This window comes from Fictibacillus arsenicus (assembly GCF_001999465.1).
Taxonomy (GTDB): Bacteria; Bacillota; Bacilli; order Bacillales; family Fictibacillaceae; genus Fictibacillus; species Fictibacillus arsenicus.
This window is the reverse complement of sequence record NZ_MQMF01000002.1, coordinates 908,172-932,496: the sequence shown is the minus strand read 5'-3', so window position 1 is coordinate 932,496 and position 24,325 is coordinate 908,172. Positions and strand designations below refer to the sequence as shown.

General features: G+C 39.1%; 26 protein-coding genes. 20 read left to right on the top strand and 6 right to left on the bottom strand.

Translation table 11 applies throughout. The annotated features are described in order from the left end of the window. Window positions 1–154: 154 nt before the first annotated feature. From UN64_RS11995 to UN64_RS11930, 14 genes are all read left to right on the top strand, one after another. Window positions 155–925 (top strand): alpha/beta hydrolase, encoded by a 771-nt coding sequence (locus UN64_RS11995; protein ID WP_077362970.1) that lies wholly within the window; start codon window positions 155–157, stop codon window positions 923–925. Window positions 926–941: 16 nt separating this feature from the next. Next, window positions 942–1,400 (top strand): GNAT family N-acetyltransferase, encoded by a 459-nt coding sequence (locus tag UN64_RS11990; protein WP_077362968.1) that lies wholly within the window; start codon window positions 942–944, stop codon window positions 1,398–1,400. A 25-nt stretch (window positions 1,401–1,425) separates the two neighbouring features. Beyond that, window positions 1,426–2,178 (top strand): sugar phosphate isomerase/epimerase family protein, encoded by a 753-nt coding sequence (locus tag UN64_RS11985; protein ID WP_171978886.1) that lies wholly within the window; start codon window positions 1,426–1,428, stop codon window positions 2,176–2,178. Window positions 2,179–2,191: 13 nt separating this feature from the next. Next, window positions 2,192–2,590 carry a GNAT family N-acetyltransferase gene (locus tag UN64_RS11980; protein ID WP_077362964.1) on the top strand — a complete coding sequence of 133 codons (399 nt, stop codon included), beginning with the start codon at window positions 2,192–2,194 and terminating at the stop codon, window positions 2,588–2,590. A 23-nt stretch (window positions 2,591–2,613) separates the two neighbouring features. Next, on the top strand, window positions 2,614–3,006 hold the full coding sequence (locus UN64_RS11975; RefSeq protein ID WP_077362962.1) for a VOC family protein: 393 nt from the start codon (window positions 2,614–2,616) through the stop codon (window positions 3,004–3,006). Window positions 3,007–3,024: 18 nt separating this feature from the next. After that, on the top strand, window positions 3,025–4,431 hold the full coding sequence (locus UN64_RS11970; RefSeq protein ID WP_077362960.1) for a bifunctional metallophosphatase/5'-nucleotidase: 1,407 nt from the start codon (window positions 3,025–3,027) through the stop codon (window positions 4,429–4,431). Between the two features lie 3 nt (window positions 4,432–4,434). Next, on the top strand, window positions 4,435–4,764 hold the full coding sequence (locus tag UN64_RS11965; RefSeq protein ID WP_077362958.1) for a hypothetical protein: 330 nt from the start codon (window positions 4,435–4,437) through the stop codon (window positions 4,762–4,764). 121 nt (window positions 4,765–4,885) lie between these two features. Then, a complete protein-coding gene (locus tag UN64_RS11960) occupies window positions 4,886–6,562 on the top strand; it encodes a M3 family oligoendopeptidase (protein ID WP_281249444.1) in 1,677 nt (558 codons plus the stop codon). Between the two features lie 387 nt (window positions 6,563–6,949). Then, on the top strand, window positions 6,950–7,135 hold the full coding sequence (locus UN64_RS11955; RefSeq protein WP_077362956.1) for a hypothetical protein: 186 nt from the start codon (window positions 6,950–6,952) through the stop codon (window positions 7,133–7,135). A 213-nt stretch (window positions 7,136–7,348) separates the two neighbouring features. Continuing rightward, complete coding sequence (locus tag UN64_RS11950) at window positions 7,349–8,101, top strand: gamma-glutamyl-gamma-aminobutyrate hydrolase family protein (RefSeq protein WP_077362954.1); 753 nt, start codon at window positions 7,349–7,351, stop codon at window positions 8,099–8,101. A 161-nt stretch (window positions 8,102–8,262) separates the two neighbouring features. Then, on the top strand, window positions 8,263–8,727 hold the full coding sequence (locus UN64_RS11945; protein ID WP_171978885.1) for a VanZ family protein: 465 nt from the start codon (window positions 8,263–8,265) through the stop codon (window positions 8,725–8,727). Window positions 8,728–8,749: 22 nt separating this feature from the next. Further along, window positions 8,750–9,073, top strand: a complete 324-nt coding sequence (locus tag UN64_RS11940) for a hypothetical protein (protein WP_077362950.1) — start codon at window positions 8,750–8,752, stop codon at window positions 9,071–9,073. A gap of 35 nt (window positions 9,074–9,108) precedes the next feature. Next, on the top strand, window positions 9,109–9,393 hold the full coding sequence (locus UN64_RS11935) for a hypothetical protein (RefSeq protein WP_171978884.1): 285 nt from the start codon (window positions 9,109–9,111) through the stop codon (window positions 9,391–9,393). Between the two features lie 116 nt (window positions 9,394–9,509). Next, entirely contained in the window at window positions 9,510–9,890 is a 381-nt protein-coding gene (locus tag UN64_RS11930; RefSeq protein WP_077362946.1) for a gamma-glutamylcyclotransferase family protein, read from the top strand. Window positions 9,891–9,968: 78 nt separating this feature from the next. Here the strand turns inward: UN64_RS11930 and UN64_RS11925 are convergent, their stop codons facing one another. Both UN64_RS11925 and UN64_RS11920 read right to left on the bottom strand, forming a co-directional pair. Then, entirely contained in the window at window positions 9,969–10,196 is a 228-nt protein-coding gene (locus UN64_RS11925; RefSeq protein ID WP_077362944.1) for a hypothetical protein, read from the bottom strand. Window positions 10,197–10,328: 132 nt separating this feature from the next. Next, window positions 10,329–10,775, bottom strand: coding sequence for an OsmC family protein (locus tag UN64_RS11920; protein WP_077362942.1), 447 nt, complete (start codon window positions 10,773–10,775; stop codon window positions 10,329–10,331). Between the two features lie 256 nt (window positions 10,776–11,031). Here UN64_RS11920 and UN64_RS11915 point away from each other — a divergent pair, with 256 nt between their 5' ends. After that, a complete protein-coding gene (locus tag UN64_RS11915; RefSeq protein ID WP_077362940.1) occupies window positions 11,032–12,555 on the top strand; it encodes an MDR family MFS transporter in 1,524 nt (507 codons plus the stop codon). A gap of 138 nt (window positions 12,556–12,693) precedes the next feature. Here the strand turns inward: UN64_RS11915 and UN64_RS11910 are convergent, their stop codons facing one another. Next, complete coding sequence (locus UN64_RS11910) at window positions 12,694–13,344, bottom strand: hypothetical protein (protein WP_077362938.1); 651 nt, start codon at window positions 13,342–13,344, stop codon at window positions 12,694–12,696. A 170-nt stretch (window positions 13,345–13,514) separates the two neighbouring features. On the opposite strand from UN64_RS11910, the gene UN64_RS11905 reads away from it, so the two are divergent. Beyond that, the gene (locus UN64_RS11905) at window positions 13,515–13,826 is read left to right on the top strand and encodes a hypothetical protein (RefSeq protein ID WP_077362936.1); all 312 of its coding nucleotides are present in this window, start codon (window positions 13,515–13,517) and stop codon (window positions 13,824–13,826) included. Between the two features lie 132 nt (window positions 13,827–13,958). Here the strand turns inward: UN64_RS11905 and UN64_RS11900 are convergent, their stop codons facing one another. After that, window positions 13,959–14,768 (bottom strand): undecaprenyl-diphosphate phosphatase, encoded by an 810-nt coding sequence (locus UN64_RS11900; RefSeq protein ID WP_077362934.1) that lies wholly within the window; start codon window positions 14,766–14,768, stop codon window positions 13,959–13,961. Between the two features lie 239 nt (window positions 14,769–15,007). Between UN64_RS11900 and UN64_RS11895 the strand changes: the two genes are divergently transcribed. From UN64_RS11895 to UN64_RS11880, 3 genes are all read left to right on the top strand, one after another. Further along, window positions 15,008–16,357 carry a hemolysin family protein gene (locus tag UN64_RS11895; protein ID WP_077363756.1) on the top strand — a complete coding sequence of 450 codons (1,350 nt, stop codon included), beginning with the start codon at window positions 15,008–15,010 and terminating at the stop codon, window positions 16,355–16,357. A gap of 86 nt (window positions 16,358–16,443) precedes the next feature. After that, window positions 16,444–16,677, top strand: coding sequence for a hypothetical protein (locus UN64_RS11890; RefSeq protein WP_077362932.1), 234 nt, complete (start codon window positions 16,444–16,446; stop codon window positions 16,675–16,677). Between the two features lie 586 nt (window positions 16,678–17,263). Next, window positions 17,264–19,081 carry a PAS domain S-box protein gene (locus UN64_RS11880; protein WP_077362928.1) on the top strand — a complete coding sequence of 606 codons (1,818 nt, stop codon included), beginning with the start codon at window positions 17,264–17,266 and terminating at the stop codon, window positions 19,079–19,081. A gap of 263 nt (window positions 19,082–19,344) precedes the next feature. Here UN64_RS11880 and UN64_RS20935 read toward each other — a convergent pair whose 3' ends face one another. Next, the gene (locus UN64_RS20935) at window positions 19,345–19,500 is read right to left on the bottom strand and encodes a hypothetical protein (RefSeq protein ID WP_171978824.1); all 156 of its coding nucleotides are present in this window, start codon (window positions 19,498–19,500) and stop codon (window positions 19,345–19,347) included. 306 nt (window positions 19,501–19,806) lie between these two features. Here UN64_RS20935 and UN64_RS11870 point away from each other — a divergent pair, with 306 nt between their 5' ends. Then, window positions 19,807–21,555, top strand: coding sequence for an alkaline phosphatase D family protein (locus tag UN64_RS11870; RefSeq protein WP_077362926.1), 1,749 nt, complete (start codon window positions 19,807–19,809; stop codon window positions 21,553–21,555). 543 nt (window positions 21,556–22,098) lie between these two features. Here UN64_RS11870 and UN64_RS11865 read toward each other — a convergent pair. Next, window positions 22,099–24,192, bottom strand: a complete 2,094-nt coding sequence (locus UN64_RS11865) for a DNA topoisomerase III (RefSeq protein WP_077362924.1) — start codon at window positions 24,190–24,192, stop codon at window positions 22,099–22,101. Between the last annotated feature and the right edge of the window lie 133 nt (window positions 24,193–24,325).

The following is a 24,325-nucleotide window of genomic DNA, read 5'->3' as shown; positions in this document are numbered from 1 at the left end:
GCAGGACCAGCGGGACAGGTGAGACTCCTGAAGGCGCAAAGCGCGAGGAGGCTTACCGCACGCCCTGCGGAAAGCGAGCATTCTGAAGCGGAAATCAACCACTTTCAAAGCATCAATGATTGCGAAATAAGAAAATCAAGATTAGGAGAATAAGATGATACAAGAATTTAAGATTAAGATTGAACAGTTCGGCGGTATTGAAAGGCAGATCCGAGTCTGCCTCCCGTCGGGGTATGAGGAATCGGATGAAACCTATCACGTATTGTACATGCATGACGGGCAAAACCTTTTTCGTGATGAAGATGCTAGTTATGGCGTGTCTTGGGGACTTGCTGATTATCTGGAAGAAAGCAAAACACCGCTTATTATCGTCGGTATTGACTGCAACCATGAAGGATTTGAGCGCCTGAATGAGTATGGTCCTTGGGAAAATCCGGCTGTCGGACCAGAGCTGCTTCAGATCGATGGTGTTTTTGGCGGAAAAGGGGAAACATATCTTGAAGTTTTGCTTTATACGTTAAAGCCGGTCATTGATGACAAGTACCGAACGAAGCCTGATGATACTTTAATGGCGGGAAGTTCAATGGGCGGGCTGATTTCCACCTATGCCGCATGCCGTTATCCGCACATTTTCAGCAGAATAGCGAGCTTATCATCTGCGTTTTGGTTCAACCAGCAGGAAATTGAAAGATTCATAGAGGAAAGTGACTTGAGTGCGGTAGAAAAGTTTTATATGGACATCGGAACAGATGAAGATACATCAAAAGTAGATGCAGGACATTACATCCATTCTTCAGAAAAAGTATACGAGAAGCTCAAGGAAAAGGGTATTGAAATACGATTTGAAATAGCAGAGGGCGGAAAGCATCATGAATCAGCTTGGCGTGAACGAATGCCAGAAATCATTGAGTATCTAATGAAATAAGGAGAGCTGAAAAACGTTGATCACTTTTGAAAAAATGAACAATAAAGAGTTTAAAAGCTACATAGAGTTTATGATTCCTGATTACGCAAGAGATACGGCTGAGCATTACCTGATGTCGATAGAGGAAGCAAACGAGAAAGCAGAAAAGCAGATTGAAAGTTTGCTGCCAGATCAAGAGAACACAGAGGGACAATATCTTTATCATATAAAGAGTGAAGAAAGTTTAGCGGGCTATCTTTGGTTTCATGTAAACAATGAAGAGAAAAAAGCTTTTCTCTACCATATCTATATCCTCGAAGCGTCTAGAAAACAGGGAATTGCCGGTGAAGCTCTCCGGTTTTTTGAAGAAGAAGCTAAAAAACTTCGTGCGGCATCACTAGGATTGCATGTTTTCGGTAGCAACGAAAATGCGATAAAGCTTTATAGAAAGCTAGGATTTAAGCAGGCATCTGTGTCGATGAACAAAATTTTATAACCGAATGAATAAGGAGAGGATAAACATGCGTAAAATCGGATTGCAGCTATACTCCATACAATCAGAGGCTGAAAAAGATCTGCTAGGAACATTGGGAAAAGTTAGTGACATGGGCTATGACAGTGTACAGTTTGCAGGGCTTTTCGGAATATCAGCGAAAGAAGTGAAGAAAGTGCTCGACTCAACCGGACTTACGGTTGCGGGTGCACATATTCCTTTAGACCGTTTTTCAGGTGAAGCATTAAAAATACATATGGATGAACAGATAGTGCTCGGGAACGACTTGATGATCATGCCGTATTTAACGGAAGAGCAGAGGCAGTCGATCGATGACTATAAGCGGGTTGCTGAAACATTGAACGAAGCAGCGTTTAGAAGCAAAGAATACGGAATTCGAGTGGCTTATCATAATCATGATTTCGAGTTTTATAAGTTAGAAGGTAGAATTCCGTTTGATGTTGTTTTTCAAGAAACCGATCCAGAACTTGTAAAAATGGAGCTTGATACATACTGGGCAAAGTACGCTGGGTTTGAACCGGAAGAACTATTAAAGAAATATAAATACCGCTGTGTTTCTCTTCATTTAAAAGATATGGCAACAAAAGACGATAAGAAAGTAAGCACGGTCGCGGGATCAGGTATTTTGGACATGAAAGGATTTCTAAAGCTGGCAGATGAAGAAAAGATAAATTATTGCGTGATCGAACAGGAATATTTTGAAGAAAATCCGCTTTTGGAAGTTGAAAAAGGGGTTCAGAACATTAAAGCACTTTTATAAGGAGATCAAACTAGTGGAAGAGCAAAAGATTGTTCCTTTTTCTGAAAAATACTTTTCTGAAATTCAGGAACTGAACAAAAAAGAAGGCTGGAATCAGCTTGTTGAGCGATATGAAGAAACTTTTAATGCTTGGAAAAACTCAAATGCAGCGTATGTTGTGATCGGACCCAACGAGAAAATTGCAGGATATATTCGGTGTCTGACCGATATGAATGTAACAATATATGTTTGCGAAATGCTGATTGCACAAGAGTTTAGAGGTAAGGGACTAGGCGGAAAGCTGCTAAAGCATGTGCATAATCTGTATCCGCGGACAAGAATGGAAATGCTGGCCTCCAGTACATCGCATTCTTTCTATGAATCTCAGAATTTCAGGCCTTTTTATGGTTTTCGGAAAACGTATGAGGAATAACACAATTTTAGGAGGCGTTCGTTATGAATGAAAAAGTAACAAGTATTGCTCCGATTCAAAGTCATATTAATAATGTTTTTGTTCACGTTTCTGATCTGAAAAAGTCAGTAGAGTGGTATGCGAAACTGCTCGGGATCACGATTGAATTGGATAAAGTTGAGTCGCCTGTACATAACATTCCTGTAACTGGCCAAACAGGGCTATCTCTTGATGATCATACGTTCGATCCGTCTTTCCATCGCACACCGGGGTCAGGGCCGATGTTTAATTTGTTTGCACCAGACATTGATGCAGCTTACGCCGACATCAAAGAAAAAAATATCAAGATCATCCGTGAGATCGAGTGGCATGGGGAAGTTGCTTGGTTCAATGTAGAAGATCCGGATGGAAATATTGTCATGGTTTGTAACTGTTAACAAAACGGGGGTTGTTTTATGAAAGAAATAGTGACGATTCTTCACACCAATGATTTGCACGGACATTATGACCTAGCTTCAAGACAATCCGCTTTTATTAAGAAAAGAAAGCACGAACTATTGAGTCAAAATCAAAACGTCATCGTCGTGGACGGCGGTGATCATATGGACATGAGCATGAATGAGTGTCTTGCAACAAATGGGTACATCCATCTCGATATGATATCAGCTGCGGGCTATGACGCGATGTCGGTTGGCAATAACGAGCTTCTTCGTCTGCCAAAAGAAAAGATCCGGCAATTAAGCCTCGATTCAAAAGTGCCATGGCTGCTGCTTAACCTTGAAGAAGCAGATGGTTCACAAATTGGCGGCACAAAAAAGTCATTGATACTGGAAGCTGGTCTACATTTAAAAATCGGCTTGTTTGGTGCGACTGATCTTTTTGAAGATCTTTATGAAGTAAAGCATGGATTTAAAAACCGCGACACACTAACAGAAATAAAAAATGAAGTGGCCCATCTTAGAAATGAAGGAGCACACCTGATTGTGTTTCTTTCTCATTTAGGACTCGAAGCTGACCGAAAACTAGCTAACGAACTATCTGGATTAGTAGATGTAATTGTCGGTGCCCACACGCATAATGTCTTACCAGTGCCAGAGGCGATTTCTGATGTAATCATCGTACAAGCAGGGTGTTACGGTCAGTATGTTGGAGAATTAACGATCACGGTGGATCTTGATACTAAAAAAGTAACCGGACATGATGGCAGATTAACAGAAATGAGTTTGGAAGATGAACAGGATGCTGAATTAGAAGAAGTGCTGAAGAATGGGAGACTGCAAGCAGAACAGTTCTTATCGGAAGTTCTTTCAGAATCAGCGTGTGACATTTCACATGAACAGCTTGTTAGGATGACAGCTGATAGTTTAAAAGAATATTGGGGAACAGAGATCGGAATCATGTACGGCGGAGGATTTACTGAGGGCCTAAGCCGCGGAAAGATAACGAAGAGAAGTGTGTTGGACGTCTGTAAAAGCATGCATACGCCAATCATCATGGAGCTGACTGGGAAACAGATTGAGGGTCTCAACAAAGAAACTTATATCGAGGATGTGACGAACAAACGCGTTTACGGAGGCGGTTTTCGGCCGCATGGGATTCCAATTGGAAAGCTTCAGTTTACAGGAATAAGCTGGACCGTGGAGGCGGAAGGTGTTTCGGACATACGTGTGAACGGAGATGTGATCGATTTTACAAAAACGTATAAAATCGGGACGGGGACGCCACTTCTGTATGAAGAGGTCTGTGGTTATCCGAGTGTTATTGGAAACAAACTGATCGAACTCGGGAAAGATATCATGATAAAAGACGTACTTATAGATTATATGAAGAAACAATATGCATCAGCAAAAACAACGGTGTAATGAGTGAGAAAACTCATTTATGTGATCATAACAATCATTGTGGTTATTTTTGTAATTCGCTCATGCAGTGATAATGAGAAAAAAGGTAGCTCTATTCCAAAAGCTGTTTTAAACATCGTTAATAAAGATGATAAACATACCGTAAAACTTGCGATTTCTCCTGAAGAAATACCCGCTTTTACAGTAGCTGATAAAGACTTGTATATGATTTATAACATGGATGGAAGTTACATTGTGCAGGAGTTTGAAGATTTCAAGAACGATAAGAAAATTGATTTTCAATATGAAATAACCTTAATAGAATACGGGATCTTATCATGGTATTTGGATTAACGATTAAAAGCTAACTCATAAAGGCAGGAATAATGCTAAAGAGTTAGCTTTTCTTTAGATTTCATGATTACATATTTTACCTGCTCTGTGATAAAGTGATAGATAGAATGACTTGGGAGGGATTACGTTGAACGAGTTAAATGTAGAAAGGTTAAGGGCAGAGCTTGATAGTCTTTTAAACATGCAGATCGGTTCTGCTGAAGATTTAAATACTTTTTTATCGGATCAAAAAAGACTCTACGAACAAGTTGAAGAAAAAATGATGAAGCATTACATCGCCTTTCAATGTCAGAGTGATGATGAGGAGAACAAAAGGAAGTATGAATTCGATCAGCAGCATATAAAGCCGCTTTACAAAAAGTATCAATCCTTACTAGATGAGAAGCTGTTGGAATCACCTTTCTTAAGCGATCTTCCAGACAGTGAATATGGTGAATTTAAAAAGAAGCTACGCGTGCAGTTTGCCCTTTTTCAGGAAGCAAACCTTGAGATTGAAAAGCAGGAAGATGCGCTAGTCAATCAGTATTTCGAAATTGCCGGAAGCTTGACCTCAAACTGGGAAGGTGAAGAAGTAACGTTAAGCGAACTTTACGCACACGCAAGTGATCCTGATCGGAATACGAGGCAAAAAGCTTGGGAAGCGATCTATACACCAATTTTAAAGGAAGAAGAAAAGGTACAGAAGATTTTGGATGAACTGATCCAGCTTCGAGTAAAAAAGGCAGAGAACGCTGGACTTCCGAGCTTTACAGATTATATGTTTAAGAAGTATAACCGATTTGATTACACACCTGAGAATTGCCATCAGCTCGCTGAATCTATCCGTGAACATGTTTTGCCCCTTACTTTGCAATTGGAAAAGGAGCATAAGAAAGAACTAGATGTTGAGGTGTATAGACCTTGGGATGTTACAGGTGTTTCTGCAGGGAAAAAACCTTTGAAACCCGTAGATTCCGCAGAAGAATTGATAAGTAAATCTGCTAAAGTCTTAAGTGAACTGCACCCTTCTTTTGGTTCGCTTGTTCATGAGATGAATGACAAGGGGCTTCTGGATTTAACGAGCAGAAAGGGTAAAACACAAGGCGGTTTTTGTGAATCTTTGCCGGAAACAGGACTTTCTTTTATTTTTATGAACATTTCAAATACAGACAATGATTTGATCGTATTCATGCATGAAATGGGTCATGGTATACATGACATGCTAAAAAGAGATCAAGAAGTTTATGCAAACAAGCAAATACCGATGGAGTCAGCTGAACTTGCCAGTATGAGTATGGAGCTGATAACAGCGGATCGCTGGAATGAATTTTATAAAACGGGAGAAGAGTTTAAGCGTGCTAAAAAGGAGCATTTAAAATCAGCGGTTATGCTTCTTCCGTATATCATGGTCGTTGATCAATTTCAGCATTGGCTATATAAAAATCCAAATCATTCTTGGAAAGAACGAAACAAAAAGTTTGGCGAGATTAAGGAACGATACGATGCTACCATTGTTCAATGGGAAGGGTATGAGGATTGGAAAGAGAAGAACTGGCTGAAAATCCTTCATATTTTTGAGGTTCCATTTTACTTTATCGAATATGCAATTGCTCAGCTGGGAGCACTTCAATTGTATAAACAATACAAAGATAATCCAGAAGAAACAATTGAGAAGTATATAGAGGCACTGAAGCTGGGAAGCTCCAAATCCTTGCCTGAAGTATATGAGGCAGCTGGAGTCAAATTTGACTTTTCATCAACAACGATAGCGGAATTAATGGAATTTGTAGCTAAAGAATTGGATCTGCTGACGGTTTAATAAATATATCTTTTGTAAATAGTTAATGAATTTAAATATTTTTAAAGGTATTTAATAGCCTTAGTAGAAGTATTACCATAAGGCACCCAAATTTTACATGATTCATGTTTCTTCGTACTAAAAATATGAGAGGTGTCCATAAATTCTTGTCAAAACCGGTTGGTGAGAGAGTTTAAGCTTCACCACATACTGTTCCGATATTGAGCCGGAATAAACCCAGTGATAAATTGAGGTCTTCACTGGATTCTCAATACCGAGAGAATATGCATCGTAAGACTTATATGTAATTTTTTGTGATTATTTTCTCATTGATAAGGGAAAATAGGGGAAAGGGTACTGTCTTGCATATTTTTGAAGCTGTTAATCGGATATCGAGAGGTGAAGGTTATGAGAAAACCGGATGACGAGAAGATCTGGAACACTGGAACATCAGATTTTGAAGAGGGCGATAAGATAACTTTTCACAATACTGAACAAGGTGTTGAGAAAACGTATATCGTCAAAAGTGTGAAAGAGAATGGTGACATTGAATTAGTATATTCAGCAAATAAACAGCAGACTCCCATGCAATAATGGGTACTGTTAAGAACAAACAGAAACAGCTCACGCGGGTGAGCTGTTTTTCTTTTGCAGCTTAAAAACATAGAATAAGGAAACATAGTTCATAATTATCATTTGAGGGAATAATTTCACGCCAGCTATTGGAATGATAAATAATGGGTGTTTAGTAACCGGTCAAAAGGGATACATTTGAGGAAGTACAACAAATTGAGAGGAAGTATAACCATGAGTAATAAACCATTGATAGGACTTACAAGTACTGTAATGTCTATAAATACAATTGAAACACAAAATGAAAATGTTGATACCATCGTTGTTTATAATAAATTTGCAGAAACAGTCAGAGATGCTGGAGGAATTCCTGTCGTAATTCCGATGGGAAAACCTGAGGAAGCGGATTATTATGCTAAATTGTGTGACGGAATCATTTTCACAGGCGGTGAGGATATCAGTTCCATCACTTATGGAGAAGAGCCTCATCCACAAGTGAAAAAAGTAAATAAGCATCGTGATGATTTTGAAATTGAGTTAGTAAAAAAAGCACGCGAAAATGAAAGAGCGATTTTGGCGATGTGCCGAGGGTATCACTTATTGAATGTCTCTTATGGCGGAACGATTGTTCAAGATGTCGTAAGTGAATACGAAGACGCCATCAACCACTTCCAATCATCTGCAACGAGAACTGAGCCCTCTCACACTGTGACGATCGATGAGAATAGTAAACTTTATAATATCGTTGGCGAGAAGGAAGTAGCAGTTAACAGCTTCCATCACCAGGCGATCGGAGAAGTAGGTAAAGGTTTACGCGTGGCGGCAAGAGCTGCAGATGGCATAATTGAAGCTCTTGAGCTTGAAGACAAAGAAGCTACATTCTTGCTTGGGACACAATGGCATCCAGAAGAATTAAGACATGAAAACAAAAACATGATGGCGATCATCACAACCTTTATAGAAGCGGCAAGTAAAACTAAGAAATAGAGTTTTTACAAAAACCTCCAATTATTGGGGGTTTTTTGTTACGATGAAAAGAAAACAGGGTAGTGGATAATGTGAACGAATTACTTATAATAATGGTGCTTTTTATATTGTTTTGGATTTTCGTTAGGGCAGTCATCTTTATATGGAGAAGAGAGTTTTCAATGAAAAGAGAAATAATGACTGCTGCTATACCTTTTGGTTTTATGCTAATTTATTTAGTAACCGTGTTTCCTTTTCCTTTTTTTAATCCCTATCAACATGTTGTGACTGGATTGGAAAGGTCCCATAATGTAATACCTTTTAAGAGTATCGTTGATTCTCTTAATCACTTTTACTACATGGTTCCAATTCGTAATTTAGGCGGTAATATTCTTTTATTTTTGCCATTTGGTTTTGCTTTATTATTGAGGTTTTCCAAAATGAAAATTTGGAAAGGCACTATGATTGGTTTTTTGGTTTCACTTCTTATGGAGCTGTGCCAATTAAAGATGGGATATCGCTCTTTCGATGTAGATGACCTAATCTTAAACACCACAGGAACAATGAGCGGAATGGCTGCTTTTAAAGGAACTGCTAAAATTTTGAAACTGGAAACTTTTTCGTTTATGAATCGTAATATAGGATAGAAATTATTGAGGAGGTTGTCTCATGGGTATATCGAGACTTTTGAAATGGGTAACTGGCGGTATTGAAGCATTTCTTGGAATTCCATTCTTAGGAGGACTTATCATTTTAGGTTCTGGATGGGCACCGCTTCAGTTTATGTTTGTTCTCCACTTGGTTACATTGATTATTTGTATGGTGCAAAAAGAAAGATTTTACGGAAGTGTCCTAGGATTAATCACATCAGTTGTTGGCTTTGTACCGATACTCGGAATGATCATGCATATCGTTACTGCGCTTGTATTGTTTGTTGATGCAGCAAGAGGCGGCCGTAAAAAGAGGAACGAACACATTATTGATGTGAAATAGAAATTGTTGTTTCTAAGAGAGGAGAGACTGTCATAATGTTGCTATTGTACACTCTTATAGCGTTTCTATTTGCGCTCTTCTTTCTGAATTGGCTGCTGGGATATAAAAAGGGAACCATTACCCTAACATTGGATAATCGCTATATTGATTTGAAAGAGTATGCGGAAGCCATCGAGGTAGAATTAAAGAAAGAAGGAAAGCAAGCTGTCTATAAAGGCGGCCGGAAGTTCCTAGTGGATGGGAAGCTTTATGAATTTTTTGAACGAACTGTACCGATTGGCGGGATTCCCACACAACAGACAATTTTAGAGCCTAAATAGAATATTGTGTGATGAAACCTTGAACATGGAATGTGTTTGAGGTTTTTGTATGTAGGGGGGTATTCTTAACGAAATGGTCTAAGGGTATAGATGATAAACAAGGAGGGTCCTATAAAATGAACAGTCATCTTGTATTTGTTTATGGTACTTTGCGAAAAGGTGAGAAATATTCCTATTATCTGAACGAAGCGGAGTGTTTAGGCGAGAATTGTACGATTGAAGGACAGCTTTATGATACAGGATGGGGCTATCCGGCCTTAGTATGTGAGAGCAGTAAAATACCTGTGAGAGGTGAGCTTTATAGAGTTACATCTGAACAGCTAAAAGAACTCGATAAGCTTGAAGGTTATGAAGAGAATGGTACCAATAATCTGTATGAGCGAATCACAGTTAAAGTGACAACGGAAAATGGAGAACAAGGAGCTATTGTTTATGTGATGACTTCTATAAAATATCATTTTAACAGGATAGACGGGAATGACTGGATTTTACGCTAATTAAAAAGACAAACAAAAAAGAGGCTGCCATGAATCATGGTAACCTCTTTTAATAAAAAAGAAGAATCAACTTTTTCTCTATTTGATAATCATTGTGCTGATCGAATGAACGGCAGATTCTACGTCTGTAAACTTCTCTAGGGAGTTAGTCTCAATCTGAATAACTTCGAAAGTATTCTCGCTCTTGGAGTACTTAACAGAAAAAACGGCATTGTTGTTTTCACTAAAGGTATGTGTAATATCAGATTCAATATATTGTTTGTTCTGCAAGTTTAACAGTATGGATTTTACATCTTGTTGGTTCATGATACATCGTCCCCTTCCTATTATGGGGGATCACCTAAGAACCCAAATAATAAAATATTTTCCTTCGTTAACTTTTATGGTATCATAATAAATTTGGAAAGTACAGGTAACGCAAGACTTATTCTCGGTAATTCACTGTGTTTTTATCGTCAAAATCGTGTCTACTTCGACATTACCTTTCAATGCTCTTGAAATCATACACGAATGTTCGGCTTTTATGGCGAGTTTATGCAAAAGTGTCGAAATGTTTTTTTGCTGCTCATGTTTGATCGTGACGATTGGGCGGTGGATGATCTTTTCGTAAGTGATCATACCATTTGTAACGTCAACAAATCCTTCTGATTCCATCGTTAAATCTATTTTATCCACCTTGCTTCGCTCTATCATGGCAGCAAGTGTGATGATATAGCAAGTTGCAGCTGCTCCTAATAGCATTTCGTCTGGGTTTGTTCCAATTCCAGGACCGTCCATTTCTGGCGGAATCGAAACAATCGTTTTAAGATTCCTCGTTGCAATTGAGCCAGTGTCATTCCGACCGCCAGGCCAATGTGCTTTTAAATGAAATACATGTTGAGCCATCCAAAATCCCACCCTTTATAACATAGTTCTAGTATAAAGCATATTAACTGCCAAGTCACACTTGCTGTTTATAGAGAAATAATTGTCTGAAATGTATGGATGGTATGGCTGGAAAAATAAAACTCTTGTCAAAATGGGTGTGAAATGAAGGAAACACCCTAAGCAAAAACTTAAAATGAGAGTGGGAAATAAATTGTTGGGGGTCAGTCCCTCATGTATACTTAAGCTTATTAAGGATAATTTAGGAGATGGCAAGATGGTACATAAGGAAAGCAATATTAAATTAGTTGTTGCTGGTTTATTGCTTGGTATATTAATGGCTGCCATGGACAACACGATCGTTGCTACCGCGATGGGGACGATTGTTGCAGACCTTGGGGGCTTTGATAAATTTGTTTGGGTTACAGGATCTTATATGGTTGCTGTTATGGCAGGAATGCCGATCTATGGCAAACTTTCAGACATGTATGGAAGAAAGCGGTTCTTTATTTTCGGACTAGTGGTATTCCTCATGGGCTCAATGCTCTGCGGACTGGCACAAAGTATGGAACAGCTGATTGCGTTTCGTGCCATTCAGGGAATTGGCGGCGGGGCACTAATGCCGATCGCTTTTACCATTGTTTTTGACATCTTTCCACCTGAGAAAAGGGGAAAGATGACAGGGCTTCTCGGAGCTGTATTTGGTACGTCGAGTGTCCTTGGTCCTTTGCTAGGAGCGTTCATTACGGACGCTATCAGCTGGCATTGGGTATTTTATATTAATGTTCCGATTGGGGCAGCATCCTTTTATCTCATTTACCGGTATTATAGTGAAACCCTTGAACACCGTGAACAACAAATTGACTGGTGGGGTGCCATCACTCTTGTTTTAGCAGTCGTGAGTTTAATGTTTGCCCTTGAACTAGGCGGGAAGGCATACGCATGGGACTCTACGCCAATCGTCGCTTTGTTCACGATCTTTACCGTCCTTTTTATCGTTTTCTTTGCGGTGGAACAAAAAGCTACCGAGCCGATCATATCATTTTGGATGTTTAAAAGACGTCTTTTTGCAACATCTCAAATTTTAGGCTTTTTATATGGCGGCACATTTATCATTTTGGCTGTATTTATTCCGATTTTTGTTCAAGCAGTGTATGGCGGGTCAGCAACGAGTGCTGGAATGATCCTTACGCCAATGATGCTGGGTTCTGTAGCGGGAAGCATGGTGGGTGGTATATTCCAGACCAAGACAACCTTCCGAAATCTTATGATTGTTTCTGTCATTGCTTATTTCACAGGGATGTATCTGCTTAGTGGAATAACACCTGATACTACAAGATTGATGCTTACCTTATTTATGATATTAGTTGGATTTGGTATGGGCTTTTCATTTTCATTGTTGCCGACAGCAACGATTAATGGAATGGAGTTTCGTCACCGAGGATCTGCCAACTCAACAAACGCATTTCTTCGTTCTTTAGGGATGACGATAGGTGTAACCATTTTTGGAGCACTTCAGAACAGGGCTTTCTATGAAAAATTAAGTGAGAACCTGCAGGGGCAGGGGGAAGCAGCGAAAGGAACATTCAGCAGCATAGATCCTCAAAAGGTATTCCAACCCGAAGAGAGATCTAAAATACCAGATGAAGTTCTTGAAAGCATAACTGCTTCAGTGTCTGGTTCAATCAGTACTGTTTTCACGTATGCACTTATTCCGATTGCCATCTCAGCCATTGTTATTTTGATGATGGGGAATGAGAGAGTTAAAACATCTTCTAAAGAAATGCCTAAATCTGAATAACATAAAAAATGACGGGGTTCCAAAAGTAAGTTTATTTTACTTTTTTGGCAGCCCCGTCTTTTATTTTATTTAACTATTTTTGTATTTACATAACTTAAAAGGATAACATAACCGGTTACCATAACTGGAAACAGCATTTTATACTGAACGTGTAAGTTGTTTTTCTTTTTTAGGAAAAATGGTGTACGACAAAGAAAAGAAGAAATCGATCGCAAGAATGAGAGCCCAAATACGGGTAACGTTATTGGCTGTATCATTTTTATAGAACAAAGTTGTTTCATTCTGATCAAACCAATCTTCAAACAGGGTATCGAGTTGAATAGAGGAGACAACATCGGATAAACCAAACATAAAAAAGAACAACACTTGGACCGCTGAGAAGATGAATAAGTGCCCATAAAAATTTCTTCTTTCTTGTTTTGCATGCTCTGTCCCATAAAGTGTTTTAATATTCCTTAATTTGGGTTCTGGCAGCCCTCGCCATTTTGCCACTTTTCGCTGTATAAATATATCAAGTTTTTGAAAATCACTTTTTCCGTAAAGAAATGCATACGCGATGACGATTAAAATAATGATTTGATAAGCAGAAAACTCACCGGTCCTCATATAATCAAAATAACCCATTGTGGCAATCCATAAATCGTTTACTATAAATAATACAAAGAAGGCGATGCTCAGACTTTTCAGATTAAACCAGTACCTTACGATCAAAAACGAAAGAGTAGATACCCAGAAAATGACTTCCGCTAGAATAAGAAACGCCCATTTATTGTCCAAAATAAAATCCACTTGAAGTCAGCATCCTTTCTTATCTGGTGTTTATTTTCCAATAATCAGAATAACACTTCTAAATGGATAAGTCTTCCATCAAAGGAATCAAATTTTTTAAAGTCATATATTAATCCAATATTCCTTTTTATGGTAAAATTAAAAGGGTGCAAAGAAAAGAGGGAAAAATTATGTATTCTGACTTTAGTGATGAGCTGCGCAGGATTCGGATCACATTAATCGTTATTGCGATTATAATGCTTTTCTTTACAGACGGGAGCAATGTAACGGTTGATCACAATTACGACGATATGCATTACCAAAGAAGTGAATTTCATAAAAACCTTGTTCCGCTTGGAAATGGGTATTTTGGTTTATTTAGCGGTGATGCGGAGCAGGTAGAGGATAATCAAATGAAAGTCTACTTCTATAATGAAAAAGAAAACAAAATGGTACTTAAGAGAGAGATCAATCTGGATACCGTAGAATTGGCTGGAGAATAACAAAAAGAGGCTGACTCAAAATGATAAAAATTTTGCAGTCATACACTATTTATTTACTGCTATTTTAAAAAACTCACTATTATCTTTATTTTTTATTTTGGAAAAATAAAAAATTTGGGACAGCCCCTATTTTTAGAAATAAAACACAATAAACAATCCAGCCACAAGACAATATAAAGCGAAATAACCAAGGTTGCCGCGTTTCATAATCCCCATGAACCATTTCAGTGAAAAATAGGAAAAGATGAGAGATGCAATAAATGCACCTGCATAAGGCAATGCCATCTCACTGAAGTTAGATGATCCTGCGATGTCTCCTATAGACAATAAAAAAGTTCCCAGGCTTACAGGTATATATAAGAAGAAAGAAAAACGAAGAGCTGTATCTTGTTTCATGCCGAGCGCCATACATGCTACAATCGTTGCACCTGAGCGGCTAATTCCTGGAATCAGCGCTACAGCTTGTGCGAATCCAACGACAACGGCATCCTTTACAGTCAGGCGCTTGTCTCCTTTATATCCCTTCAAGTTTCTGATCAGATATAATGCAACGGCTGTAGCAAGGAGGGCAAAGCCAACTTGCTGGATTCCTTTTAAATGCTCTCCAATCATTTCTTCAAAAAGAATTCCAAGAACTGCAACAGGAATAGTCGCAAGAACTAAATAGACAGAGAACATAAAATCAGATTTATATTCCTCTTTTCTAGTGGATAAATAAGCGAACGTATTCTTAATAAGCTCGTATAGGTCATTTTTATAAACAAGCAGAACAGCCAGAAGAGAAGCGAAGTTAACCAGCACTTCAAAGTTTAAATCCTTTACTTCAATACCCATAAAGTATTGAACAATTACAAGATGGCCGCTTGAAGATACAGGAATAGGTTCAGTGAAACCTTGAACCATACCGAAAAAGGTGTAGATCAATAGTTCTTTTAAATCCATTTTTAAGTTCACCTTTCAATCATAGAAATCAACGTAAATATAACATTTTAGAAAAAGAAAAGAAAATTTGACCACTAATTTATTTTAAAAATATTAGCTGTAAGAAATGGAAAGTCGTTTTTTCAGTCAGTTCTTGTATTTTATGATATACTTTTCTAAATAAATAAAATTTATAAACCCTAGGAGGTGACAACTTATATTCCAGAGCCATTGGGGTATAAGGAGTCTTTTTGGACAGTTTGACCTTATTGAAATTATTTGCAGTAGCCGTATTAATTCTACTAACAGCTTTTTTCGTAGCTGCAGAGTTTGCGATCGTAAAAATCCGAAAATCACGGATCGATCAGCTAGCAGAAGAAGGTAACAAGCGTGCGATTGCCGCCCAGAAGGTCATTGAGAACCTAGATGGGTCACTTTCAGCGTGTCAGCTGGGAATTACAATCACAGCTTTAGGACTTGGTTGGTTAGGTGAACCAACTGTAGAAGCTATACTCGGTCCGGTTTTTGAAAGAATGGAATTAAGCACGGCAGTTGTTCATACTCTGTCATTTGCTATTGCCTTTTCATCTATTACTTTTCTGCATGTGGTTCTTGGTGAATTAGCACCAAAAACTGTAGCGATTCAAAAAGCTGAATCAATTAGCTTGATGCTATCACCTGCTTTGATTGGTTTCTACAGAGTGATGTATCCATTCATTTGGTTCTTAAATGGAAGTGCACAGCTTCTAGTGAGAATGTTTGGCTTAAAGCCAGCTTCAGAACATGACATGGCACATACCGAAGAAGAGCTCCGTTTAATTTTGAGTGAGAGCTACAAAAGTGGTGAAATCAACAAGTCTGAATTCAGCTATGTAGAAAAAGTATTTGAATTTGATGACAGAACTGCAAAAGAGATTATGGTCCCTCGTACAGAGATGGTTTGTATGTATCTGGATAATACCATGCAGGAAAACATCGACATCATTGCTGAAGAAAAATATACACGTTACCCAGTTGTGGGTGAAGATAAAGATAATGTGCTCGGTATGGTCAATGCAAAAGAATTATTCTTTGATCTGATTAAAGGAAAGGAATATCCTCTCGAACATTATATAAGACCAACCCTTAGCGTTTTTGAAAATACACCTATAAAAGAAACATTGTTAAAGCTTCAGAAAAAAGGTTTTCATATGGCTGTCCTTGTTGATGAATACGGAGGTACAGCTGGTATCGTAACCATTGAAGATATTTTGGAAGAACTTGTCGGTGAAATTCGAGATGAGTTTGACGAAGATGAATCTCCTATGATTCAAGCTATTAGCCCGAACGTGAAACATTTTGACGGGAAAGTGCTGATATCAGAAGTTAATGATATTTACGGACTCGAAATAGACGATAGTGAACTGGACACGATTGGCGGATGGGTGCTGTCTCAGAATTCCGAGATCCAAGAACAGCAAGTCATCATATATGAAGGCTATGATTTCAAAGTGATTGAAATCGATGGACATCAAGTTAAGAAAATTGAAATCTCTAAAAGAGAAGTGGATCAAGAAAGCGATGCGGCAGTTGAGGATGCAGAAAATACACTAATTGAAAAAGAAGCTTAACCTTTAAAGATCAGTCAGAATTGACTGGTCTTTTTGTTTATAAATTTTTGAGTCGGGTACGAATGTATAAAAGGAGGAGATACACAATGAAATCAATTACTGTCGAGCTTGAATATGATGAAAGAGTATTGCATGAAGGTCGAGAAGTAGAATCAAAACTTAACGAGCAGCTGTATGGCACAGGGTTCCAAGTTATTTCTGTGTCTCACCATTCATCAGATAAAGAACGTAAGAATCCTCCAATAAAAGAGGATAGGGACTCATCTGGAGCAGGCGGGCAAACCTCACCTGACAATGAAAAGCCGCCAAATAAAAATTAATAAAAGACGGCATTTCCCGTCTTTTTTCTTTTTGTCGAAAATATTACAAATAACACAACTAATTTCCCAGGAAATCGACTAAAATTGACAGAATTTATCGACAAATTAATAGCAGATTTTATAATTTATTTCATAAAACTTTTAAATGCAAGGTATTCAGTTGGAAAAAATATAAAGGTGTTGAAGAGGGTGAAAAGTTCCCCGCGTTACCGCTTTTTTCGAGTGATTTCAGGAGGTGATTTAGTAGATATCGATATCTTTCAATATCCTCACAAAACTGCAGTGGTTATCAGCATGCTCTACTATAAACAAGAACATATCCTTATGGTTTCCAAATCTAGCACAGACAGAAGAACCACAATAAGACTTGCTAACTTTCCTTTCTGCAGAGTAAAATTCTATATGAAGAGAAACTTAACACCCCGCAAGTACTTAGTTAATTCCTCCACTCTTTACGTATTGTAATGTTTTCAACAATAAGGATAATAATGTAAAAAAATCTTTATTTATAAAAGAACATATGCTTATAATTTAATTAATTAAATAAACGTCTCTTGGAAAAGACGTTTTGCGATGGAGGGTGAATATGAAGATTCCAGATGGTCATCCAGCAGAAGACGTACTAGTCAGCCAAATTAATAGATATGCAAAGAAATTTGAGCATTCTAAGACTCCTTTTCTAATCCAGGAAGACCGTAAGTGGATTTATGTAAACCCCGCAGCAAGAAAGATTTTAGAAGCAGAAGAAGACATCATCGGTAAGCCAATCTGGGACTATCTCCCGTCAGAAATACATGGTTTAGTCGAAGAAAGAATTCAGTCTTGTAAAAGTGGCGTTGTAGCTATGCCTAGTGAACAGACATGGATTACTCAAAAAGGAAACCGTATTTTCTTAGAAGTGATTGGATTCCCGCTCATGTTTTCATCAGATGCTACACAAATCATCATCAGGGATATCACGAAGCAAAAGCTTGAGAAGAAAGAAGCTTTAGATTACTTAAACCTGATTACAGAGAATATGATCGATATCATTGGCCTGGTCAATGACAGAGGAGTATTCACTTATCTGACACCTTCGTATGAATGGGTTACGGGTTATTCACAAACAGAAGCGATCGGAACTACACCTTTTAACTTAGTACACACAGAAGACCGTTCTTACTTGATTTCTGAGTTTATGAGAATGATTACTGAACAAACTCCTCTGACTGTAGAATACCGATATCTGAAAAAAGACGGCTCATATATTTGGCTCGAATCACAGGGAACGCCAGTTAATGAAGAGAATTCCGTCCGTTATGCTGTTGTGGCTACAAGAGATATTACAAAACGGAAAGAAGCGGAATATGCTTTGAAAATGAGTGAACATACTCACCGAATTATCCTTGAACATAGCAATGATTTAATCTGTTTAATTGATTCTGAAGGTAAGTATATGTTTGCATCTCTTTCCTATCAGGATATATTAGGCATCGATCCGAAAACTTTACTTGGACTAGACGCATTTAAGTTTATTCATTGTGAAGATCATGTCACTGTGCAAAAGTATATAGAAATGCTTGCTGCTTCAGGGGATCCACAGCCGCTTATATATCGGAAAATACATGCAAATGGGAAGGAAATCCTCCTTGAAGGTAAAGGGATGCCCATGCTTTCGGAAAACGGAACAGTTGAAGGCATCGTGTTTATCTCCAGAGATATAACGGAAAAGAAAAGGGCTGAAGAATATATACGCAACAGTGAAAAACTGGCCGTGTTAGGTGAACTTGCAGCAGGTGTAGCTCACGAAATCCGTAATCCCCTCACTTCAATAAAAGGACTATTCAGTTTATTAAAACAAAATGAGATTGATAAGGAAAAACAAAATTTCTATCATGAAGTCATTTATGAGGAATTGAACCGAATTGAGCATATCGTTAATGAGTTTATGGCTCTGGCAAAACCAGATGCTCTTCAAATGGCGAAAGAAGTAAACCTTGTTCAGCTCCTTCAGGATACAGTAATGTCTCTGGCAACAGAAGCCAATTTGCACAATGTTGAGATCCGTCTTTTATTCAAAGAGAAGACTTTGTTTGTATCGTGTGAAAAGAATCAAATTAAACAAGTGTTTATAAATATCATAAAAAACGCGATTGAAGCGATGAGCAGTGGCGGAGTTTTAACGATCAGTATTGAAGAGGAGAAGGATGGAGCTGTTAAACTTATCTTTGCAGACACTGGAGTCGGTATTGAAGAGGAACGCCTAAAAACGATTGGTGTTCCGTTCTTTACGAATAAAGAAAAGGGTATCGGTCTCGGTCTTACGATCAGTAATAAGATTATTACTGAACACCAAGGCAGCTTAAAAGTGGAAAGTATTCCTGGTCAAGGTACGACTGTAGCTGTCACATTAAAAAAAATGTAGATATATATTAAGCTGGTGTAACCATAGTGCGGTTAATCCAGCTTTATTTTTTTTCCTAACAGATGGTGGTTTTCTTTTTTTGGCCAAGTTTGCCTCGGGCTATCGCTTTTTCAATATATTCAGGCGCGTAAGGGACTTTGCAGGCTGTATTGCCAACATCAACATGCACTTTGCCTACTTGCTCTGCCGTGGAAACAACAATGGCGCGATGAAATTAATGAATAAAAAGGAAGAACCGAATGTCTATTGAGATTCGGTTCTTTTTATATGCCGTCAAATATTCTCCAGATGCCTCTTCCAAGTAATCGAATCATTCCAATCAGCAACTCTGGAACAAAGAACAATACATCACATAAGAAATCAAACCACGTGTAATGCTGGTACTGTTCCTTTCTTTTTTTTCTTCGATTAAAAGCCATCATGGACCACCTGTTCCTTTGAATGATTATGACTAATTATATCAATTTCATTTAGATAATATCTCTTTTTTTAGTTTAAAGGAATTGTTAAAAAAAATAAGCCGAAAGTGGGAATGCTTTTTTATCTTTCACTGGGATTTCTTTTTCAACCAATTGATTTTCACTTCGTCTTATAAAAAAGTGATAAGAATGGCCTAGCTGTTTTCTTTTCACATTTTTATACGGTTTACAAAGGAAATAGTTTCTTAACAAACCATCTATATAATGAGTGTTGTTTGAAAAATTCATTTTGAAAGGGGAAACATCATGAAAGATGAAAGACCAATGGATGAATGGATTAAGAAGCTGACAGAAGACAGCTTGGAAAAGAAAAAGCTAGACCGCCGAAAATTTTTAGCAGGTGCAGGGAAAATTGCAGGTCTCTCGTTAGGATTGACGATTGCACAATCCATCGGTGCGTTTGAAGTGAATGCAGCACCAAGGTTCAGAAACTATCCATTCACACTAGGAGTTGCCTCTGGTGATCCTTTATCTGACAGTGTTGTGCTCTGGACAAGACTTGCACCAGATCCGCTGAATGGCGGAGGAATGCCAGATCAGGCAGTTCCAGTGAAATGGGAGATTGCAAAAGACGAAAATTTCACAAAGATCATTCAACATGGAACAGAATTAGCACAGCCGAATCTTGCTCATTCTGTTCATGTAGAAGTAGAAGGATTACAGCCGAATAAAGTTTATTATTATCGTTTTAAAAGTGGGAACGAAAACAGTCCGATCGGTAAGACGAAGACTCTGCCTGAAAAAGGGGCAGAAGTTTCTAGCATGACATTTGCATTTGCATCGTGTCAGCAATATGAACATGGGTTTTACACGGCATACCAGCACATGGCTGAGGAAGAGCTAGATCTTGTCATTCACCTCGGTGATTATATTTACGAATATGGACCAAATGAATATGTGTCTCCAACAGGAAATGTTCGCGCACATAGCGGTCCCGAAATTATCACACTAGAAGACTACCGTAACCGCCATGCACAATACCGCTCAGATGCTAACCTAAAAGCTGCTCATGCTGCTTTTCCTTGGGTGGTGACATGGGATGATCATGAAGTGGAAAACAACTATGCAAATATGATTCCCGAAAAAGGACAGTCTGCAGAAGCATTCGTGAAACGCCGTGCAGCTGCCTATCAAGCCTATTACGAACACATGCCGCTAAGACGATCTTCATTGCCTCATGGGTCGGATATGTTATTGTATCGTGATTTCACGTACGGAAATTTAGCATCGTTCAATGTTATGGACACGCGTCAATATCGTGATGATCAGGCGAACGGTGACGGAAGCAAACCGCCGTCAGAGGAATCAATGGATCCAAACAGAACCCTGACTGGTCAGGAACAGGAAGATTGGCTGCTTACTAATCTAGGTAACTCAAAAACACATTGGAACATTCTCGCACAGCAAGTCTTTTTTGCACAGCGCAACTATGGGACAAGTACTGCTCCGCGATACAGTATGGATGCATGGGACGGCTATACAGCTTCTCGCCAGCGTATCACAGATTTTGTGCAATCTAAAGATTTGAATAACATCATCGTTTTAACAGGGGATGTCCATGCGAGCTGGGCGTGTGATTTGAAAGCAGACTATAATGATCCTGCTTCAAAAGTGATCGGTGCGGAATTCGTCGGCACTTCTATCACTTCTGGTGGTAATGGAGCCGATAAGCGTGCCGATACAGATAAGATTTTAGGATTAAATCCACACATCAAGTTTTTTAATGATTACCGTGGATATGTTCGCTGTACGGTAACACCAGAAGAGTGGCGTACAGACTATCGGGTATTGCCGTTTGTTACCTCACCTGGAGCGAATATATCAACTCGGGCATCCTTTGTGTATCAAAAGGATCAAGCAGGGTTGAAACAAGTGGGTTCAAATGTGGTGCCAGCAGGTGTGAAGGTATCAGCAGAAGTAGAAGAAGACCGCAATCGTGCGCATGGAAAAGCGCATGAAAAGCAGATGAAAAAGAATGGAATACTTGTACATTAATGTTAAAAGTGACCAAGAGGCAGCTCTTCTTGGTCATTTTTTCATGTCTATGATCGATGTTGAGCGAAAAACAAAGATTCTGAGCGAAACCGCATGTAGTTTGAGCGAAGATAGAGGGTTTTTGAGCGTATACAGAGTTTTCTGAGCGAAGAACAAACTTTTTGAGCGAACGTGTAATAAATATAAGAACGTGTACCGTAGATTAGTTCTCACTCCAATAAAAATGGCCGGCTAAATTTGTATTTAGCCGGCCATTCTGTATATTTTTATGCTTTTTTCTAAAGGATTATATTGCTTTTGGCTTTTTCTATTTTCATCATTTGCAAGTTGATTGGAGCGCAAGGTTGCCGACTCCTCGAAAATGAAAATCACATTTTCTTCGTGCGATGTAACGCTGCTGAAGCCTTCCTTGTCCTACGGGACGAGCGGTCAGGTGGAGACTCCTAATGGCGCAAAGCGGCAGGAGGCTCACCGCACGCCCCGTGGAAAGCGAGCAGCCTGGAGCGGAAATCAACTACTTTCAAAGGCAACAATGTCCAGACCTTAGTTTTTATCCTTCATAGCAGCTTTTAAAGCATCAGCTAAACTGTTGCCAAAACCTTCGTCTTCTTTTTTGTTGTTCGCACTGTATTTTTTCATGAGCTGCCGTTCTTCGCGTTTGGATACTTTCTTTTTCATTTCATCTGCTTTTTCAACGACATTACATGGTTTGCACTGGAAGTACGTGCCTGCTTTTCCGTTATGCAGCTCCATCTTTTTCTTGCACTGTGGACAGCGCCGGTTAGACAGCTTCGGATCTTTACGGCGGCGGTATGAACATTCACGGTCAGAACAAACGAGCACTTTGCCGTCACGTCCTTCTTTAAGAAGCTTGCCGCATTCAGGGCATTTTGAGCCTGTTAAGTTATGAGCACGGTATTCTTGTGAGCTCGTTTTGATTTCCATCACGAGCTGCTTCGTCTGCTTGCGAATATTCTCTAAAAACTCTTTCGGGTTGCCTTTACCGCGTGCGATCGCTTCAAGTTCCAGCTCCCACTTAGCTGTAAGCTCGGGTGATTTTAACTCATCATTCACAAGTTCGATGAGCTGTTTTCCTTTAGGAGTAGGATGCAGCTTGTTGTTTTTACGATCTAAAACTTCTGAACCAAGCAGTCGTTCAATAATATCAGCGCGTGTTGCTGGTGTTCCTAGGCTGTATTTTTCCATTCTTGACAAAAGGTCAGCTTCCGTAAAGCGTGCTGGAGGTTCAGTTAGCTTTTTCTCCAGATTAATGTCTTTTACTGATAGTGTTTGACCTTCTTTTAAACTAGCTAGAGCTCTAGGAGATTCTTCTTCTTTTCCTGATAAAACTTTAAAGCCTGCATCAAGTACTAAAGTTTCTCTAGCGATAAATGATTCACCCGCAACTTTTAATGTAGCCGTTAACGTTTCTGACTTATAAGCCGGATAAAAGAGGGCAAGGAATCGGCGCGCGATCAGATCATATAATTTACGCTCGTCATTATCGAGGTCACCGAGATGAAGCGGTTCATCTGTCGGGATAATAGCATGGTGCTCGGTAACTTTTGCATCATTAAAGACTTTCTTCGCAACTACATTCCCTTTTTGTTTTAAAAGAGGCTGAACTTCTTCACGATAACCACCCGACATTCCCTGAAGACGGTCGTACATCGTGTTTTCCATATCCTTGGTTAAATAGCGCGAGTCTGTTCTTGGATACGTAACCAGTTTATATTGCTCATATAGTTTCTGCAGGACAGAAGACGTCTTCTTTGCTGAGAAACCAAATCGGCGGTTCGCGTCTCGCTGCAGCTCTGTCAGGTCATAAGGCATCGGGTGAGCTTCTGTTTTTTCTTTCTTTTGAAGAGACTCGACAGTTGCTGTTTGTTCCTTCACTTTATTCGCGATTTCAGCTGCTTTTTTCTCGTCAAATAGACGTTTTTCTCCGTTTCGTTCCCAAGATGCATTCAATAAGCCGATTGTCGCATCGATTGTCCAAAAGTCTTTCGGCTGAAAGGAGTTGATTTCTTGCTCTCTCTCTAAAATCATCGCAAGAGTAGGTGTCTGAACACGTCCTGCTGAAAGAGGATCATTGTATTTGGTAGTGAGTGCACGTGTCACGTTAAGCCCGATCAGCCAGTCTGCTTCAGAGCGGCAAACAGCAGATTGATACAGATTGTCATATTGTTTTCCCGGCTTTAATTGGTTAAATCCATCACGAATGGCTTTATCTGTCTGTGATGATATCCAAAGACGCTTCACGGGCTTTTGCCATCTTACTTTTTCCATGATCCAGCGGGCGACAAGTTCACCTTCACGCCCTGCATCAGTTGCAATAACAAGCTCACTTAAATCTTTTCTTTTGGCAAGCTGTTCAATCGCCCGGAACTGGTGACTAACCTGACGGATGATCTTCAATCCCATATGCTTCGGTATGATCGGCAGATCCTCTAATCGCCATTGCTTATACTGTTTGTCATAGTCCTCTGGCATCTTTAGTTCTACAAGGTGTCCGAGTGCCCACGTTACAATGTGTTTTGGTCCTTCAATATAGCTTTTACTTTGTTGCTTGCAGCCAAGCACGCGGGCAAGATCACGCGCCACGCTCGGCTTTTCAGCAAGAATCAGTTGTTTCATAACGTACCCCTTTCCAACTTCTACTTTAGTCATTATAACAGAGGATAAAAAGAGGAAAGAAATGAGTAGAATTTTAACGCTGATTTTTGAAAATACTGGTATACTAAAACAATAATACTTAACTTTGTTGAGT

What these genes read in the sequence shown, in the direction of transcription:
- UN64_RS11995 (WP_077362970.1), top strand. Translation starts at nt 155, where the DNA reads ATGATACAAGAATTTAAGATTAAGATTGAACAGTTCGGCGGTATTGAA.
- UN64_RS11985 (WP_171978886.1), top strand. Translation starts at nt 1,426, where the DNA reads ATGCGTAAAATCGGATTGCAGCTATACTCCATACAATCAGAGGCTGAA.
- UN64_RS11975 (WP_077362962.1), top strand. Translation starts at nt 2,614, where the DNA reads ATGAATGAAAAAGTAACAAGTATTGCTCCGATTCAAAGTCATATTAAT.
- UN64_RS11970 (WP_077362960.1), top strand. Translation starts at nt 3,025, where the DNA reads ATGAAAGAAATAGTGACGATTCTTCACACCAATGATTTGCACGGACAT.
- UN64_RS11955 (WP_077362956.1), top strand. Translation starts at nt 6,950, where the DNA reads ATGAGAAAACCGGATGACGAGAAGATCTGGAACACTGGAACATCAGAT.
- UN64_RS11950 (WP_077362954.1), top strand. Translation starts at nt 7,349, where the DNA reads ATGAGTAATAAACCATTGATAGGACTTACAAGTACTGTAATGTCTATA.
- UN64_RS11945 (WP_171978885.1), top strand. Translation starts at nt 8,263, where the DNA reads ATGAAAAGAGAAATAATGACTGCTGCTATACCTTTTGGTTTTATGCTA.
- UN64_RS11940 (WP_077362950.1), top strand. Translation starts at nt 8,750, where the DNA reads ATGGGTATATCGAGACTTTTGAAATGGGTAACTGGCGGTATTGAAGCA.
- UN64_RS11935 (WP_171978884.1), top strand. Translation starts at nt 9,109, where the DNA reads ATGTTGCTATTGTACACTCTTATAGCGTTTCTATTTGCGCTCTTCTTT.
- UN64_RS11930 (WP_077362946.1), top strand. Translation starts at nt 9,510, where the DNA reads ATGAACAGTCATCTTGTATTTGTTTATGGTACTTTGCGAAAAGGTGAG.
- UN64_RS11925 (WP_077362944.1), bottom strand. Translation starts at nt 10,196, where the DNA reads ATGAACCAACAAGATGTAAAATCCATACTGTTAAACTTGCAGAACAAA.
- UN64_RS11920 (WP_077362942.1), bottom strand. Translation starts at nt 10,775, where the DNA reads ATGGCTCAACATGTATTTCATTTAAAAGCACATTGGCCTGGCGGTCGG.
- UN64_RS11915 (WP_077362940.1), top strand. Translation starts at nt 11,032, where the DNA reads ATGGTACATAAGGAAAGCAATATTAAATTAGTTGTTGCTGGTTTATTG.
- UN64_RS11905 (WP_077362936.1), top strand. Translation starts at nt 13,515, where the DNA reads ATGTATTCTGACTTTAGTGATGAGCTGCGCAGGATTCGGATCACATTA.
- UN64_RS11900 (WP_077362934.1), bottom strand. Translation starts at nt 14,768, where the DNA reads ATGGATTTAAAAGAACTATTGATCTACACCTTTTTCGGTATGGTTCAA.
- UN64_RS11890 (WP_077362932.1), top strand. Translation starts at nt 16,444, where the DNA reads ATGAAATCAATTACTGTCGAGCTTGAATATGATGAAAGAGTATTGCAT.
- UN64_RS11880 (WP_077362928.1), top strand. Translation starts at nt 17,264, where the DNA reads ATGAAGATTCCAGATGGTCATCCAGCAGAAGACGTACTAGTCAGCCAA.
- UN64_RS20935 (WP_171978824.1), bottom strand. Translation starts at nt 19,500, where the DNA reads ATGGCTTTTAATCGAAGAAAAAAAAGAAAGGAACAGTACCAGCATTAC.
- UN64_RS11870 (WP_077362926.1), top strand. Translation starts at nt 19,807, where the DNA reads ATGAAAGATGAAAGACCAATGGATGAATGGATTAAGAAGCTGACAGAA.
- UN64_RS11865 (WP_077362924.1), bottom strand. Translation starts at nt 24,192, where the DNA reads ATGAAACAACTGATTCTTGCTGAAAAGCCGAGCGTGGCGCGTGATCTT.